This window comes from Variovorax sp. V35 (assembly GCF_041154465.1).
GTDB classification, from domain to species: domain Bacteria; phylum Pseudomonadota; class Gammaproteobacteria; order Burkholderiales; family Burkholderiaceae_C; genus Variovorax; species Variovorax boronicumulans.
This window is the reverse complement of sequence record NZ_AP028666.1, coordinates 192501-208143: the sequence shown is the minus strand read 5'-3', so window position 1 is coordinate 208143 and position 15643 is coordinate 192501. Positions and strand designations below refer to the sequence as shown.

Annotated in this window: 10 protein-coding genes and 2 rRNA genes (1 of these 12 running past the window's edge); 6 read left to right on the top strand and 6 right to left on the bottom strand. The window is 66.0% G+C overall.

Going from position 1 to position 15643, the window contains the following annotated elements; all coding sequences use genetic code 11:
- Window positions 1–5 precede the first annotated feature (5 nt).
- Entirely contained in the window at window positions 6–1238 is a 1233-nt protein-coding gene (locus ACAM42_RS01000; protein WP_369630853.1) for an alpha-hydroxy acid oxidase, read from the top strand.
- A gap of 70 nt (window positions 1239–1308) precedes the next feature.
- Window positions 1309–2259 (top strand): tripartite tricarboxylate transporter substrate binding protein BugE, encoded by a 951-nt coding sequence (locus tag ACAM42_RS00995; protein WP_369632701.1) that lies wholly within the window; start codon window positions 1309–1311, stop codon window positions 2257–2259.
- Window positions 2260–2275: 16 nt separating this feature from the next.
- Here ACAM42_RS00995 and xylB read toward each other — a convergent pair whose 3' ends face one another.
- From xylB to ACAM42_RS00975, 4 genes are all read right to left on the bottom strand, one after another.
- A complete protein-coding gene (gene xylB, locus ACAM42_RS00990; RefSeq protein WP_369630852.1) occupies window positions 2276–3745 on the bottom strand; it encodes a xylulokinase in 1470 nt (489 codons plus the stop codon).
- 70 nt (window positions 3746–3815) lie between these two features.
- Window positions 3816–4994 (bottom strand): nucleoside hydrolase, encoded by a 1179-nt coding sequence (locus tag ACAM42_RS00985; RefSeq protein WP_369630851.1) that lies wholly within the window; start codon window positions 4992–4994, stop codon window positions 3816–3818.
- 188 nt (window positions 4995–5182) lie between these two features.
- Entirely contained in the window at window positions 5183–6814 is a 1632-nt protein-coding gene (locus tag ACAM42_RS00980) for a S41 family peptidase (RefSeq protein WP_369630850.1), read from the bottom strand.
- 79 nt (window positions 6815–6893) lie between these two features.
- On the bottom strand, window positions 6894–9218 hold the full coding sequence (locus ACAM42_RS00975; RefSeq protein ID WP_062482108.1) for an ATP-binding protein: 2325 nt from the start codon (window positions 9216–9218) through the stop codon (window positions 6894–6896).
- A gap of 116 nt (window positions 9219–9334) precedes the next feature.
- Here ACAM42_RS00975 and ACAM42_RS00970 point away from each other — a divergent pair, with 116 nt between their 5' ends.
- The 4 genes from ACAM42_RS00970 to ACAM42_RS00955 all read left to right on the top strand — a co-directional run bounded on the left by ACAM42_RS00970 (window position 9335) and on the right by ACAM42_RS00955 (window position 13264).
- Window positions 9335–10534: a threonine ammonia-lyase gene (locus tag ACAM42_RS00970; protein WP_169805105.1), complete on the top strand. Its 1200-nt coding sequence runs from the start codon at window positions 9335–9337 to the stop codon at window positions 10532–10534.
- Between the two features lie 121 nt (window positions 10535–10655).
- Window positions 10656–10808: a hypothetical protein gene (locus tag ACAM42_RS00965; protein WP_169805104.1), complete on the top strand. Its 153-nt coding sequence runs from the start codon at window positions 10656–10658 to the stop codon at window positions 10806–10808.
- Between the two features lie 151 nt (window positions 10809–10959).
- Window positions 10960–12813, top strand: a complete 1854-nt coding sequence (locus ACAM42_RS00960) for a phosphoenolpyruvate carboxykinase (GTP) (RefSeq protein ID WP_369630849.1) — start codon at window positions 10960–10962, stop codon at window positions 12811–12813.
- A 67-nt stretch (window positions 12814–12880) separates the two neighbouring features.
- The gene (locus ACAM42_RS00955) at window positions 12881–13264 is read left to right on the top strand and encodes a hypothetical protein (protein ID WP_369630848.1); all 384 of its coding nucleotides are present in this window, start codon (window positions 12881–12883) and stop codon (window positions 13262–13264) included.
- A 130-nt stretch (window positions 13265–13394) separates the two neighbouring features.
- Here the strand turns inward: ACAM42_RS00955 and rrf are convergent.
- Window positions 13395–13507: ribosomal RNA gene (rrf, locus tag ACAM42_RS00950) — 5S ribosomal RNA — on the bottom strand.
- Between the two features lie 128 nt (window positions 13508–13635).
- A 23S ribosomal RNA gene (locus tag ACAM42_RS00945) occupies window positions 13636–15643 on the bottom strand; it runs 866 nt beyond the window's last position.

Here is a 15643-nt window from a genome sequence, read left to right as displayed (position 1 = left end):
CGGACATGACTGTTTTCTCGCGTGCCTTCGATGCCCCGCGCACCGCGCCGGCGCAAGCCCCTGCTGTTACCGCCGCGACGCCGCGGCGTCTGGCCGGCATCCTGTCGCTGCAGGACTTCGAGCACGCGGCCAAGCGCCGGCTGCCGCGCCCGCTGTTCGGCTACATCGCCGGCGCGGCGGAGGACAACCGCTCGCTGGACGCCAACCGCGCCGCGTTCGACGCGCACGACTTCCTGCCCCGGGTGCTGGTCGATGTCTCCCGGCGCTCGCAGGAGGTCACGCTGTTCGGCCAGCGCTACGCGTCGCCCTTCGGGATCGCGCCGGTCGGCATCAGCGCGCTGTCGGCCTACCGCGGCGACCTGGTGCTCGCGCAGGCGGCGCAGGCGGCCGGCATTCCCGCGGTCATGAGCGGCACCTCGCTCATTCCGATGGAAGAAGTGGCCCAGGCCGCGCCCGGCACGTGGTTCCAGGCCTACCTGCCGGGCGACGCGGCGCGCATCGACGGCCTGGTGGCGCGCATTGCCGGCGCGGGCTTTCGCCACCTGGTCGTGACGGTCGACATTCCCGTCTGGGCGAACCGCGAAAACAACGTGCGCGCCGGCTTCACGACGCCGCTGCGGCCCAGCCTGCGGCTGGCGTGGGACGGCCTCGTGCGGCCGCGCTGGCTGCTCGGCACGCTCGCGCGGACCTTCGTGACGCAGGGCATGCCGCATTTCGAGAACTCGTTCGCCACGCGCGGCGCGCCTCTTTTCTCCAGCACCGCGATCCGCGACACGACCGGCCGCGACCACATCCACTGGGACCACATCGCCCGCATCCGGCAGCAGTGGCGCGGGCCGCTGATCCTGAAGGGCATTCTTCATCCGGCCGATGCGCGGCGCGCGCGGCAGCTCGGCGCCGATGGGCTCATCGTCTCCAACCACGGCGGCCGACAGCTCGACGGCGCGGCACCGGCGCTTCGCGCGCTGCCGCAGGTGCTGGACGCCGCAGGCGAGCTGCCCGTGATGGTCGACGGCGGCGTGCGGCGCGGCAGCGACGTGCTGAAGGCGCTGGCGCTGGGCGCCAAGGCTGTGTTCGCGGGCCGGCCGTTCATGTACGCCGCCGCCGTGGGCGGCCACGCGGGCGTCATGCACGCGATCCGGCTGCTGCGGGACGAGGTCGACCGGAACATGGCCATGCTCGGCGTCAACGACCCGGGCGAACTCGACGCGAGCTGCCTGATTCCGCGGCGCCCCTGATCGGCCCCCACTCATCCCACCCATTTCATCCATCCAAGAGGAGGAAGACACCTTGCCGAAAAACCCCACCCTGTTCGCCCTCGCCTGCCTGCTGGCAGCGGCCGTGCCCGCCCACGCGCAGGGCTATCCCGACAAGCCCGTCAAGCTGCAGGTGCCGTTCGCACCGGGCGGCACGACGGACATCATTGCGCGCGTCATCTCCGAGCCCCTGGGCAGGCACCTGGGGCAGAGCGTCATCGTCGAGAACAAGTCGGGCGCGGGCGGCGCGATCGGGGCCGCCGAGACCGCGCGCGCCACGCCCGACGGCTACGCGCTGGGCATCGGCACCGTGTCGACGACGGCGGCCAACCCGGCCATCAACCCCAAGGTGCCGTACAACCCGAAGACCGACTTCACGCCGATCATCAACCTGGCGGCGACGCCCAATGTCATTGCGGTCCACCCCAGCTTTCCGGCCCGGGACTACAAGGGCTTCATCGAGGTGCTGAAGAAGAACCCCGGCAAGTACGCCTACGCCACCGCAGGCACGGGCAGCATCGGGCACCTGCAGATGGAGCTGTACAAGGGCATGGCCGGCGCGTCCGTCACGCACATCCCCTACCGCGGGTCGGGCCCGGCGCTCAACGACACCGTCGCGGGCCAGGTCGCGATGATCTTCGACAACCTGCCGTCGGCGCTGCCCTTCATCAAGGACCGTCGGCTGATCCCGATCGTCGTGGCGGCGTCCGAGCGCCTGAAGGACCTGCCCGACGTGCCGACCTTCAAGGAGGTCGGGCTCGCGCCGGTGAACCGCATGGCGTACTACGGCATCGTGGGCCCCAAGGGCCTGCCCAAGGACGTGGTGGACAAGGTGCACGCGGCGGCGCGCAAGTCGCTCGAAGAGCCTGCCGTGCGCAAGCGCATCCAGGACACCGGCTCCTTCGTCGTCGGCAACACGCCGCAGGATTTCACGCAGCAGATCGCCGCCGAATTCGACGTGTACAAGAAGGTGGTGGACACCGCCGGGCTCACGCCGGACTGAGCCGACGAGCGCCTCTTCAGGCCACCGACGCCCAGACCGGCGCCATCGCGCGGTAGAGCGTGCGGAAGGCCTCGAGCCGGGGCTGGTAGGCCGCATGCAAGGCGGCGTCGGGCGCCAGCACCTGGCGCACGGCAGGCGCCACCACCACACCCGCCGGGTCTTCGCCCGTGACCGCCAGCCGCGCGAGCCGCGCCGCACCGAAGGCCGGGCCGCGGTCGGCGGATTCGTACAGCACCAGCGGCACGTCCAGCACCGAGGCGATCAGCTGCGCCAGGAAGGCGGAGCGCGCGCCGCCGCCGATCAGCGCCAGGCGCTCGGGCCGCGCCGTCTGCGCGCTCAGCGCTTCCAGGCCGTCGGCGAGCGAGAAGGCGATGCCTTCGCAGACCGCCTGCATCAGGTCGGCGCGCGTGGTGGCGCCCGACAGGCCGACGATCGCGCCGCGCGCGAACGGGTTGTTGTGCGGCGTGCGCTCGCCGAACAGATAGGGCAGCGCGAGCAGCCGCGACGGCCCGGTGTACGCGGCCTCGACCTCGGCCAGCAGCGCGCCGACCGGTGCACCGCCGGTGCACGACGCCAGCGCCGCGAGCGGGCTCGCGCCGTTGAGCAGCGCCGCCATGCGGTACCAGCGCTGCGGCAGCGCGTGGCAGAAGGCGTGCACCAGCCGCTCGGGGTCGGGGCGGTGCGCGGTGTCGGCCACCAGGATCTGCGCCGAGGTGCCGAGCGACACGAAGCCGTCGCCCGGCCCGACCACACCGATGCCGACGCCGCCCGCCGCGGCATCGCCCGCGCCGCCCGCAATCGGCACGCCGCGCGGCAGGCCCCAGCGCGCGGCCAGCGCGTCGCGCACGGTGGCGCAGGGTTCGCACGACTCGACCACGCGAGGCAGCCAGGCAGGATCGACCCCGCAGGCGGCGAGCGCCTGCGGCGACCAGCGGCGCTGTGCCTGGTCGAACAGCCAAGTGCCGGCCGCGTCGGTGACGTCGGTCACTTTCTCGCCCGACAGCTGCAGGCGCACGTAGTCCTTGGTCAGCAGCAGCGAGCGGGCGCGCGCCACGGCCTCGGGCTCGTGGGTGCGCAGCCAGCGCAGCTTGGGGCCGGTGAAGCCCGCCATCGGCTGCACGCCGACGGCGCGGCGCAGGGCCAGGTCGGTCTGCATGAGTTCGGCGGCCTCGGCGGCGGCGCGGCCGTCGTTCCACAAGATCGCAGGGCGCACCGGGCGGTCGGCCGCGTCGAGCAGCACCAGCGAATGCATCTGACCCGACAGGCCGATGCCTTGCACGCCGGTCATCGCCGTCGGGTGCGTGCGCGCCAGCTCGTCGAGGCCGTCCGCCACGGCGGCCCACCACTGGTCGGGGTCGTGCTCGCACCACAGGGGCTGCGGGTACTGCGAAGTGAGCGGCCGATCGACCGTGGCGACGACATGCAACTGCATGTCGGTCAGGACGATCTTGACCGCGGAGGTTCCGATATCGATGCCGATCAGCATGCGTGTGTTCCCTGTTCGAGGGCCGAAGTATCGGCGCTCCGGCCCCGCGCGCCGGCTGACGGCAGGTGGTTTACGAGCCGGTCGCCGGCAGCGAAATCGGCACCGGCCGCGTGAGCAGGTCGATGTAGAGCTCGAAGAAGCGCGCGTTGTCGAACTTCTTCACCACCGTCATCTTCTGCAGCGACGTGCCGGCGGGCGGCGTGGTGTAGCCGATGGAGCGGCCGTTGTCGGCGGCGCCGGGCTTGGCGACCACGTCGACATAGCGCTCGACGGTCTGCGTGGCGTAGCGCGGATCGATGAGGTAGGCCAGCACCAGCGTGTCCCAGATGTTCTGCGTGTAGTTCGGGTTGTTCTCGAAGCCGTTGGTGCCACTGAAGCCGTAGCCGTTGAGCTTGCGGAACACCTCGGTCACGGCCGTCGGCTTGGCCGGGTGCGCGATGCGGTCGTAGACGGGCTTGGTGAGGAACACGGTGTCGGTCACGTCCAGCGGCACCACCACCTGCGGGATCGGCAGGCGCACCACGAACTGCGCGGCCTCGGGGTCGAACCACCAGTTGAACTCGGCGAAATGGGTGGTGTTGCCGGCCACGTCGACGGCGCCGCCCATGTAGATGATCTTCTTGATCAGCGGCACGATCTCGGGGCTCTTCTTCACGGCCAGCGCGATGTTGGTGAGCGGGCCGATGGCCAGAATGGTGATTTCGTTCGGGTTGGCCTTGACGGTGTCGATGATGAAGTCGACCGCGCTCTTGCGCTGCACCACGGTGCGCGTGGCGAAGCCGTCGGGCGAGGGCTTGAGGTCGGCGTCGGTCTTGGGCTCGGGGCCGCTCCAGGCGCCCAGGTAGCCGTCGCCGCCCGCGCCGGCCTTCATCTCGGCCTCGATGGTGGCGTAGTCGTGGTTGATGGCGTAGTTCTCGCCCACGTAGACGCCGATGCGCTGGCCCACGCCCAGGCGCTCGACCGACATCAGCGCGTCGGCCACGCCCTGCTTGAGCCACTGGTTGCCCGACACCACGCTGATGCCCATCACCTGCACCTTGCCCTCGGCCTGCAGCTGCGCGGCCATGACGCCGAGCTGGCCGTCGTCGCTCATGGTGTTGTAGTCGCTGTCGATGATGACTTTCTGCGCCACCGGCGGCGCGGCGAACCCGGGCGCCAGGCCGATGCCGTCATTGCCGCCCCCGCCGCCGCATGCCGTGAGCACGGCCACGACGACGAGCCAGAAGGTCGTCACTGTCCATTTGCGCATCTGCTTCTCCTAAGTGTTTGGTTTCAAGCCCGGTTCCCAGAGGAGCGCCAGGAGTGAAAACGTTTGCGCAAACCTTTGCGCAAACGTTTGCCAAACTCTAAGTGGCAGGCCGCAGGCGTGGCAATGGGGTGCGGCTAGGGGTTTTCCGCGAGGCCTGAGCCGGCCCCGCGCGCGGGGTCAGGCCGGCATCAGCCCGGGCTGGGCAGGGGGTCGATCAGCCGGTTCTCGCGCAGCGGCGAGCGGGGGCGCAGGAAGGGCTCGTCTTCTTCCACCGGCGCGGCGGCCTTCTCCAGGCCCGGGGTGTCCGCGGCCTTGGCGGATGCCGCCGCCGCCGTGCACGAACCGGTGTCACGCAGCCGCAGCGCCGCGGCCAGCCGGCCTTCGGCGGTGTCGCCCAGCAGGTGGTCGAAGTCGTCGGCCACGGCGCAGCTGGCATTGGGTGCAAAGCCGTCGCCGTAGTCGCCGAAGCCGGCCTGGTTGACGCCCTTGAAGTTGACCGCGAAGTAGGTGGTGCCGCAGTTGTCCTGCGGAACGAACCCGTAGGGCTTGCCGCAGGTGGTGGCGCCTACGAGGTTGACCGTGACGCCCACGCCGCGCAGGCTGTTGATGACCGACTCGCTGGCCGAGCAGGTGCTGCGGCCCGTCAGCAGCGTGACGCGCGACAGGCCCAGCGTGGGCAGGGGCTGGCCGGCGCGGGTGGTCGTGAAGAAGGGCGTGAGGTTGTCCGCGAGCGTGGTGCGGTACGGGTTCTTGTCGTTGAAGGTCAGCAACTCGAAGGTCTTGCCGTTCGTCGGGCCTGGCCCGGCCACCATGTAGGCCAGCTGGCTCGCGATGCGCAACTGGCCGCCGCCGTTGTAGCGCATGTCGATCACGAGGTCCTGGACGCCGCCGTCCTGCTTGAGCGTGTTCATGGCCGTGACCAGCTGCCCCTCGGCGGTCGAGATGTGGTCGTTGAACAGCAGGTAGCCCACGCGGTTGCCGGCCGGCCCGATGGTGCGGGTGTACAGCACCGGCGTGCTCGTGATGCGCTGGGCCGTGAGCTCGATCGGGCTGCCGCGCGTGCCGCTCACCTCGAAGGTGAAAGTGTGCTTCTCGCCGAGGTTCTGCGGCGAGATCGCGCGGTTGATGATGTCGACGTTGGCCTGCCCGGTGCTGGCCACCACGTCGACGCCGTCGACCCCGACCAGCTTGGCCCCGCGCGCCAGGCCGGCCGCCGCCGCCGGCGAGCCCGGCTCGACGAAGGCGAGGCGGATGTTGCGCGGCGGCGAGCTGCGCACCGCCGCCGTGTCCATGCCGTAGCCGACCGACACGCCGCCCTCCGACTCCAGGCGGTACGCCTCGGTGTCGAGGTAGAAGTGAAAGCGGTCCTTGAGCTGGCCCGAGGGCGTGGTGGCCTGCGTCTTGAGCGCGCTGAACCAGGTCAACGGCGTGGCGTAGTCCGAGGCCTTGAGGGTCGTGGGCACCTCGTTGTACCAAAGGTAGGTTTCGTCGATCCAGCCGCGCACCCAGCTCTTCTCGTTGTCGACGGTGCCGGCGGTGTCGGGGTACGCGCGGCCCGTCGCGGGGTTGGTGCCCCGGCGCGGCGCGACGCACTGGCCGGCGACGGTCGCAGACGCGACGATGCCGCCCTCGCCCCCGTTGCCTCCGCCTCCCGGCACGGGCGTCGGCAGCACGCCGATCGGGAAGCCACCGCCGCCACCTCCTCCCCCGCCGCCTCCGCCGCACCCCGCCAGCAGGCCGGCCAGGGCGAGCGCCATCGCGCCGGTGGTGGCGGCCAGGGCCCGCGAGCGCCGCGACGCGTGTGCATTGCGAAAGGCCATCGGGGTCCTCCTGGCGTCCGCGGTGGCGGACAGTGCAGACTGGTTTTTGTTCGGGGCGCGGGGGCGGGACGCTCGCCCGCTACTGGATGAAGCCCATGCCGCGCGATTCGCGCACCTCGGGCTTGATGCGATGCTCGGCTTCGAGCTGTTCGAGAAACTCCGCCGCCGAGAACTCGGCAGCGAGGATGTCGGTCTGCCGCTTCACGGCCGCGAAATCGCCCGGGCACAGCTGCGACAGCAGCGCCAGGCGCGCGCGCACCTCGCCGGTGAGCAGGGCCGCGTCGCCCGCGAGCGCCTCGGTGACGAACATGCGTTCGCGCTGCGCCGCGGTGAGCGGCATGAACTTGATCTTGAAGGTGAAGCGCCGCAGCGCCGCCTGGTCGAGCCGGTCGAGCAGGTTGGTGGTGCACACGAACACGCCGCGAAAACGCTCCATGCCCTGCAGCATCTCGTTGACCTCGGTGACCTCGTAGGTGCGCTGCGCACCGCGCCGGTCCTGCAGGAACGAATCGGCTTCGTCCAGCAGCAGCACGGCCTTCTCGGACTCGGCCTCCTTGAACATGGCGGCCATGTTCTGCTCGGTCTCGCCGACGTACTTGCTCATGAGGTCGCTGGCCTGCTTGACGATGAGCGGGCGCCCCACGGCCTTGGCGATGTGCTCGGCCAGCGCGGTCTTGCCGGTGCCGGGCGCGCCGTAGAAGCACAGCGTGCCGTGGCCGCGCGCCTTCAACGCCTCGACGATGCGCGGGATCTCGAAGCGGGTCTCGACGTGGAGCATGTCCAGGTCGTAGGTGGTCACGCTGCGGCGCTCGGCCGGGCTCTTGTCGAGCGTGCCCAGCGCGAGGTCGGCATTGCGCAGCTGCCGCTCGATGAGGGCCTCGACCGAGGCCTCGTCGGTCTTCGCCAGGCCGGCGAAGCGCACGGCGGTGCGGATCTGCGCGGGCGTGAGGCCCTTGCGCTCGGCCAGCTTGGCGGTGAAGGCCTCGGACACGACCACGCCTTCGAGCGTCTTCTTGACGAGCTGTTCGCGCGCGCCGGGCGGCGGCGATTTGAGCTCCAGGTGGTAGGCGAAACGGCGGCGGAAGGCCGGGTCGATCTGCTCGATGCGGTTGGTGACCCACAGCGTGGGCACGGGGTTGGCCTCGAGGATCTGGTTGACCCAGGCCTTGCCGCTCACGCTGCCGCTGGCGGGCGCGGGGATCTGCTCGGCGCGCGCCATGAACTGTGCGGCCTCGGTGCTGATGGGCGGGAACACGTCCTCGACTTCGTCGAACAGCAATGCGGCCTGCGCGCTGCCCTTGAGGAACACCTGCGCGATCTGCAGCGAGCGGTAGCGGTCGCGGCCGCTGAGCGAGTTGCCATCGCGGTCGGCGTACTCGACCTCGAAGAGCTCCAGGCCCGCGGCCTGCGCGACCACCTTGGCCAGCTCCGTCTTGCCGGTGCCGGGCGGGCCGTAGAGCAGCACGTTGACGCCGGGCTCCTTGCGCGCGACCGCAGCGCGCAGCAGCGTGACGAGCATCTGCGCGTCCTCCTGCACGAAAGAAAAATCGTGCGGCGTGAGTGCGCTCTTGGCCGAGGGCCGCGTGAACACGGCCATCAGCTCGTTGTGGTCGCGGTACTCGCGCATGAGCACGGGCGGCAACTTCTCGCTGACCTTCATGAGGTCGGCGAGGTCGGTGATGTTGTGCTCGGAGATGAGGTTTTCGACCAAGCCGATGCGCTCCAGCCGCGAGCCCGCGCGCAGCGCCTCGCCCACCTCGCTCGCGTTGACGCCCGCGATGTCGGCGATGGCGGCGTAGGCCTCGGGCGCGTTGTTGACCTTGAACTCGACCAGCAGCGAACGCAGGTCGCGCTGGTAGCGCGCGAGCGTGCCGTACAGGAGCAGCGCGCGCTCGGCCTTGTTGAGTTGCAGCAGGCCCGCGAGCGCGTCGATGTTCTTCTCGACCAGCGTGGACTGCTTGCGCAGCGCGTGCGTGAGCCAGTCGCGCGTGACGGCCAGCACCGAGAGCAGGTCTTTCGGCTGGTCTTTCGCGTACTCGTCGAGGTAGAAGAACAGCGTGCCTTCTTCATACGGGCCGCGCCACACGCCGTGGCGTTCGAGCAGCGTGCGGCCGTCGAAATCTTCGACGCCCTTCCACGCCTCGTTGCCCGCACAGCGGCGACCCAGGAACTCGCGCAATCGCTGCAGCACCGCGGCGGGCCACACGAGGTGACGCCCGGTGAGCGAGAGCAATCCGTTGATATCGCGCCGCACATTGAAGCGCGGCCCCTGCTTGGCGGCGAGCGTGAGCACGAAGTGCGAGCACATGAGCTCCAGCACCGGTGCTTCCTTGAGGCCGGGCGAAGGCAAGGCCTGCCCGCGCACCGCAGCAGCCACCACATCGACACCCGCACGCTTGACCATCAGGCAACCTCCTGCGAGGAAATACTTGGAGCGACCATAACGCAGACTTTTGGCTTCGGGAAGACGCCGAAAGAGTAAAAACCCTGATCCGCTGGATTCCAGCCACAATGCGCGCCATGGTCGGAATCGAAGCTATCCGTCGCGCCGCGGCGCGCCTGCAGGGCCAGGTGCTCAACACGCCCTGCGTGGAGTCGCGCACGCTCTCTGAAATCGTGGGCGCGCAGGTGTTCCTCAAGTTCGAGAACCTGCAGTTCACGTCCTCGTTCAAGGAACGCGGGGCGTGCAACAAGCTGGTCGATTTGTCTGAAGGCGGCACGCGCGGCGTGATCGCCATGTCGGCCGGCAACCATGCGCAGGGTGTGGCTTATCACGCGCAGCGGCTGGGCCTGCGCGCACTCATCGTGATGCCGCGCTTCACGCCCGGCGTGAAGATCGAGCGCACGCGCGGCTTCGGCGCCGAGGTGGTGCTGCACGGCGACACGCTCGACGCAGCGCGCGCCCATGCGCTGGCGCTGGCCGAGCGCGAAGGGCTGACCTTCGTGCACCCCTACGACGACGAAGCCATCATTGCCGGCCAGGGCACGATCGCACTCGAGATGCTCGACGCGGTGCCCGACCTCGACACGCTGGTGGTGGCGGTCGGCGGTGGCGGGCTCATCGCCGGCATGGCCGTTGCGGCGCGCGAGATCAAGCCCGGCATCGAGATCGTCGGCGTGCAGACGCAGCGCTTTCCGGCGATGGTGAATGCCGTCAAGGGCACGCACCACGCGCAGGGCACGAGCACGATCGCCGAAGGCATCGCGGTCGGCACGCCGGGCGTGCTGACGCGGGAGATCATCGCCGCCAAGGTCGACGACCTGCTGCTGGTGGACGAAGGCGACATCGAGCAAGGCGTGCTGATGCTGCTCGAGATCGAAAAAACCCTGGTCGAAGGCGCGGGCGCGGCCGGCCTGGCGGCGCTGATCCGCCACCCGGAACGCTTTCGCGGCAAGCGCGTGGGCCTGGTGCTGTCGGGCGGCAACATCGATCCGCTGCTGCTCGCGGCCATCATCGAACGCGGCATGGTGCGCGCCGGACGGCTCGCCCGGGTGCGTGTCAGCGCGCGCGACGTGCCGGGTTCGCTGGCCCAGATCACGGCCACTGTGGCCGAAGCGGGCGCTAACGTCGACGAAGTGCACCACCAGCGCGCCTTCACCATGCTGGCGGCGCAGAATGTCGACGTCGAGCTGGTGCTGCAAACACGCGGTCGGGCCCACCTGGCGAGCGTGTTGAGCGCCCTGAAAGACGCCGGTTTCGAAGCGGTGGAGCAGCACTGAGGGCTCCTCGCAACCCCCTAGACCCGCTGACGGCGCCTCGCCGGTAAAATGGCGGGAGTTTTGTCATTTGCGGTTGACTGCATTTGATGCGTTGTCATTTGCGTATTCGAGGTATTTCCCGATGTCCCATCCCACCCCCGCCGAGCACGGCCACGCTGCCGCCGCCGAACATGACGCCGTCGAATCGGTCGTTCACCTGATGCCGCTCGTGCTCCCGCTGGCTGGCGGCGTGCTGATGCTGCTGCTGGCGTCGATCGCCGTTTTTCTCGCCTGAACTGACAGGCTTTCGCGCTTTTGTCCGCGGGCTGTGCGGCCCGCGTTGACGCAATCTCCCGAAGCGAAACGTTTTCTCAAACGGACCTCCGCGCCTGGTCAGGCGCGGCGCCCCGTTCGGAAAGACGATTTTTCAACTTAGGAGATTTCCGATGAACGCACCCACGATGAAGGGCCTTCCCATTCAGGCGCCCTCATACGTCAAGAACGCCAAGCTGATCGCCTGGGTGGCCGAGATGGCCGCGCTGTGCAAACCCGACGCCATCCACTGGTGCGACGGCAGCAAGGAAGAATACGACCGCCTCTGCCAGCAACTGGTCGACGCCGGTACCTTCAAGAAACTGAACCCCGCCAAGCGCCCGGGCTCGTTCCTCGCGATGTCCGATCCGAGCGACGTGGCACGCGTCGAAGACCGCACCTTCATCTGCTCCGCACAGAAGGAAAACGCCGGCCCCACCAACAACTGGATGGCCCCGGCCGAGATGCGCGCGACGCTGCAGCCCTTGTTCGACGGCTGCATGAAGGGCCGCACCATGTACGTGGTGCCCTTCAGCATGGGCCCGCTGGGCTCGCCCATTGCACACATCGGCATCGAGCTGTCCGACAGCCCCTACGTGGCCGTCAACATGCGCATCATGACCCGCATGGGCAAGGCCGTGTACGAAGTGCTGGGCACCGATGGCGAGTTCGTGCCGTGCGTCCACACCGTGGGCGCCCCGCTCGAGGCCGGCCAGAAGGACGTGACCTGGCCCTGCAACACCACCAAGTACATCGTCCACTACCCCGAAACGCGCGAGATCTGGAGCTACGGCTCGGGCTACGGCGGCAACGCGCTGCTGGGCAAGAAGTGCTTCGCGCTGCGCATCGCCTCGAACATGGGCCGCGACGAAGGCTGGCTGGCCGAGCACATGCTGATCCTCGGCGTGACCAGCCCCGAGGGCAAGAAGCACCACGTGGCCGCCGCCTTCCCGAGCGCCTGCGGCAAGACCAACTTCGCCATGCTGATCCCGCCGGCGGGCTTCGACGGCTGGAAGGTCACGACCATCGGCGACGACATCGCCTGGATCAAGCCGCAAGCCGACGGCACGCTGCGCGCCATCAACCCGGAAGCCGGCTACTTCGGCGTGGCTCCGGGCACCAACGACCTGACCAACCCGAACTGCATGGCCAGCCTGCACCGTGACGTGATCTTCACGAACGTGGCGCTGACCGATGATGGCGATGTCTGGTGGGAAGGCATGGGCGACGCGCCCGCGCATTGCATCGACTGGCAAGGCAAGGAGTGGACGCCGCAGATCGCCAAGGAAACCGGCGCCAAGGCCGCCCACCCGAACGCGCGCTTCACCGTCGCCGCCACCAACAACCCCGCGCTCGACGAAGCCTGGGACGATCCGAAGGGCGTAAAGATCGACGCCTTCATCTTCGGCGGCCGCCGTTCGACGACCGTGCCGCTGGTCACCGAAGCCCGCAACTGGGTCGAAGGCGTCTACATGGCCGCCACGATGGGCTCGGAAACCACCGCTGCGGCCGCCGGCCAGCAGGGCGTGGTGCGCCGCGACCCGTTCGCCATGCTGCCGTTCATGGGCTACAACATGAGCGACTACTTCCAGCACTGGCTCGACCTGGGCAAGAAACTGCAAGCCTTGGGCGCCCAGCTGCCAAAGATCTACACGACCAACTGGTTCCGTAAGGGCGCGGACGGCAAGTTCGTCTGGCCTGGCTACGGCGAGAACATGCGCGTGCTGAAGTGGATGATCGACCGCGTGGAAGGCAAGGCGACGGAAGGTGTCGAGCACATCACCGGCGTGAGCCCGCGCTACGAAGACCTGAACTGGACCGGCCTGGATTTCAGCGCCGAGCAGTTCGCTACCGTCACGAGCATCGACAAGGCGGCTTGGCAGGCTGAGCTGAAGTTGCACACGGAGTTGTTCCAGCAACTGGCGCACCATCTGCCGAAGGAACTGCCGGAGACGAAGGCTGCGATTGAGCAGCGGCTGGCGGCTTAAGTAAGCTCTTCTCGCGGGCTCATGGGGCCTGCGAAGTGCGGGTTTTGAAGGCCCAATAGAAAGCCCGATGAGTTCATCTCATCGGGCTTTTTTTGTTTTGGGCGCAGGTCAATTGTCGCCGCGGCAGGTGATCCCGGGGCATGGTGGCGTCTTCACCGATGTCGAGCGCGCGTTGCATACGGCGCGCAAGCGTTTAGCTGGCTTGGAGCGCGATCCTGTGAAGCACGCGCGTCACGCGATGAAGGTGCTGATGAAGTTCAAGCTTCTGGAATTGCATGCGGTGTCGCACGCTGAGTGGGATGCGTGGCTTGGCGGGACGCCCTACTTCGAGCTGATTCGAGCTCGATTCTTTGCGGATGCGTCGCTGGAGGCCCTGACGACGGACCTGCTTGCAGAGCTGATTACGGCCGGCGCAGCACAATCCGATGCTTTGGGAGTACGCAACACCTGATTGGTGGATGTTCGCCGCAATAAAAAAGCGCTGCTTCTTTCGAGTCAGCGCTTTTTATGCGTTTGGCGTTTTCTGTGCGCAAAGCAAAAAACCCCAGTCATTGCTGACTGGGGTTTTCTGGGCTGTAAGAGCCTGACGATGACCTACTTTCACACGGGAACCCGCACTATCATCGGCGCTGAGTCGTTTCACTGTCCTGTTCGGGATGGGAAGGAGTGGTACCAACTCGCTATGGTCATCAGGCATAAAGGGTTGTCCGATTGATCACACGATCAATCAAACGAATTCATAGAGTTTGGAATCAGCTTTTGGCGAATTATTTTGAATGCGTCAACTTGGCATAACACCTTGATCAGATTGATCAAAGTTATAGGGTCAAGCCGCACGAGCAATTAGTATCAGTTAGCTTAACGCATTACTGCGCTTCCACACCTGACCTATCAACGTCCTGGTCTTGAACGACTCTTTAGGGGGCTCAAGGCCCCGGCAGATCTCATCTTGAAACGAGTTTCCCGCTTAGATGCTTTCAGCGGTTATCTCTTCCACACTTAGCTACTCGGCAATGCCACTGGCGTGACAACCGATACACCAGAGGTGTGTCCACTCCGGTCCTCTCGTACTAGGAGCAGGCTTCCTCAAATCTGCAGCGCCCACGGAAGATAGGGACCAAACTGTCTCACGACGTTTTAAACCCAGCTCACGTACCTCTTTAAATGGCGAACAGCCATACCCTTGGGACCGGCTACAGCCCCAGGATGAGATGAGCCGACATCGAGGTGCCAAACACCGCCGTCGATATGAACTCTTGGGCGGTATCAGCCTGTTATCCCCAGAGTACCTTTTATCCGTTGAGCGATGGCCCTTCCATACAGAACCACCGGATCACTATGTCCTGCTTTCGCATCTGCTCGACTTGTCAGTCTCGCAGTTAAGCACGCTTATGCCATTGCACTATCGTCACGATGTCCGACCGTAACTAGCGTACCTTCGAACTCCTCCGTTACGCTTTGGGAGGAGACCGCCCCAGTCAAACTGCCTACCATGCACTGTCCCCGATCCAGATAATGGACCTAGGTTAGAACCTCAAACACACCAGGGTGGTATTTCAACGTTGGCTCCACAAGATCTAGCGACCCTGCTTCAAAGCCTCCCACCTATCCTACACAGATCTGTTCAAAGTCCAATACAAAGCTACAGTAAAGGTTCATGGGGTCTTTCCGTCTTTCCGCGGGGAGATTGCATCATCACAAACATTTCAACTTCGCTGAGTCTCAGGAGGAGACAGTGTGGCCATCGTTACGCCATTCGTGCAGGTCGGAACTTACCCGACAAGGAATTTCGCTACCTTAGGACCGTTATAGTTACGGCCGCCGTTTACTGGGACTTCAATCAAGAGCTTGCACCCCATCATTTAATCTTCCAGCACCGGGCAGGCGTCACACCCTATACGTCCACTTTCGTGTTTGCAGAGTGCTGTGTTTTTAATAAACAGTCGCAGCCACCGATTTTTTGCAACCCATTCATGCTTCGTTGTTCACTACACACTAATAGGGCACACCTTCTTCCGAAGTTACGGTGTCAATTTGCCGAGTTCCTTCTCCTGAGTTCTCTCAAGCGCCTTAGAATACTCATCTCGCGCACCAGTGTCGGTTTGCGGTACGGTCGTTGTTAGCTGAAGCTTAGTGGCTTTTCCTGGAACCTCGTTCAGTCACTTCACGGACAAGTCCGCTCGATCGTTGGCCTCGGTATATGTGCACCGGATTTGCCTAATGCACGCCTACATCCAACTAAACCAGAATAATCCAATAACTGGATGACCTATTAAGATCCGTCCCCACATCGCACTAACAATCGGTACAGGAATATTGACCTGTTTCCCATCAGCTACGCATCTCTGCCTCGCCTTAGGGGCCGACTCACTCTACGCCGATGAACGTTGCGTAGAAAACCTTGCGCTTACGGCGAGGGGGCTTTTCACCCCCTTTAACGCTACTCATGTCAGCATTCGCACTTCTGATACCTCCAGCACGCTTTACAACGCACCTTCACAGGCTTACAGAACGCTCTCCTACCACTTGCAATAAATTGCAAATCCGCAGCTTCGGTAACTGGCTTAGCCCCGTTACATCTTCCGCGCAGGACGACTCGATCAGTGAGCTATTACGCTTTCTTTAAATGATGGCTGCTTCTAAGCCAACATCCTGACTGTTTTAGCCTTCCCACTTCGTTTCCCACTTAGCCAATTTTAGGGACCTTAGCTGGCGGTCTGGGTTGTTTCCCTCTTGAGTCCGGACGTTAGCACCCGGTGCTCTGTCTCCCAAGCTGTACTCATCGGTATTCGGAGTTTGCCTTGGTTTGGTAAGTCGCCATGACCCCCTA

What these genes read in the sequence shown, in the direction of transcription:
- ACAM42_RS01000 (WP_369630853.1), top strand. Translation starts at nt 6, where the DNA reads ATGACTGTTTTCTCGCGTGCCTTCGATGCCCCGCGCACCGCGCCGGCG.
- xylB (WP_369630852.1), bottom strand. Translation starts at nt 3,745, where the DNA reads ATGCTGATCGGCATCGATATCGGAACCTCCGCGGTCAAGATCGTCCTG.
- ACAM42_RS00985 (WP_369630851.1), bottom strand. Translation starts at nt 4,994, where the DNA reads ATGCGCAAATGGACAGTGACGACCTTCTGGCTCGTCGTCGTGGCCGTG.
- ACAM42_RS00980 (WP_369630850.1), bottom strand. Translation starts at nt 6,814, where the DNA reads ATGGCCTTTCGCAATGCACACGCGTCGCGGCGCTCGCGGGCCCTGGCC.
- ACAM42_RS00975 (WP_062482108.1), bottom strand. Translation starts at nt 9,218, where the DNA reads ATGGTCAAGCGTGCGGGTGTCGATGTGGTGGCTGCTGCGGTGCGCGGG.
- ACAM42_RS00970 (WP_169805105.1), top strand. Translation starts at nt 9,335, where the DNA reads ATGGTCGGAATCGAAGCTATCCGTCGCGCCGCGGCGCGCCTGCAGGGC.
- ACAM42_RS00965 (WP_169805104.1), top strand. Translation starts at nt 10,656, where the DNA reads ATGTCCCATCCCACCCCCGCCGAGCACGGCCACGCTGCCGCCGCCGAA.
- ACAM42_RS00960 (WP_369630849.1), top strand. Translation starts at nt 10,960, where the DNA reads ATGAACGCACCCACGATGAAGGGCCTTCCCATTCAGGCGCCCTCATAC.
- ACAM42_RS00955 (WP_369630848.1), top strand. Translation starts at nt 12,881, where the DNA reads ATGAGTTCATCTCATCGGGCTTTTTTTGTTTTGGGCGCAGGTCAATTG.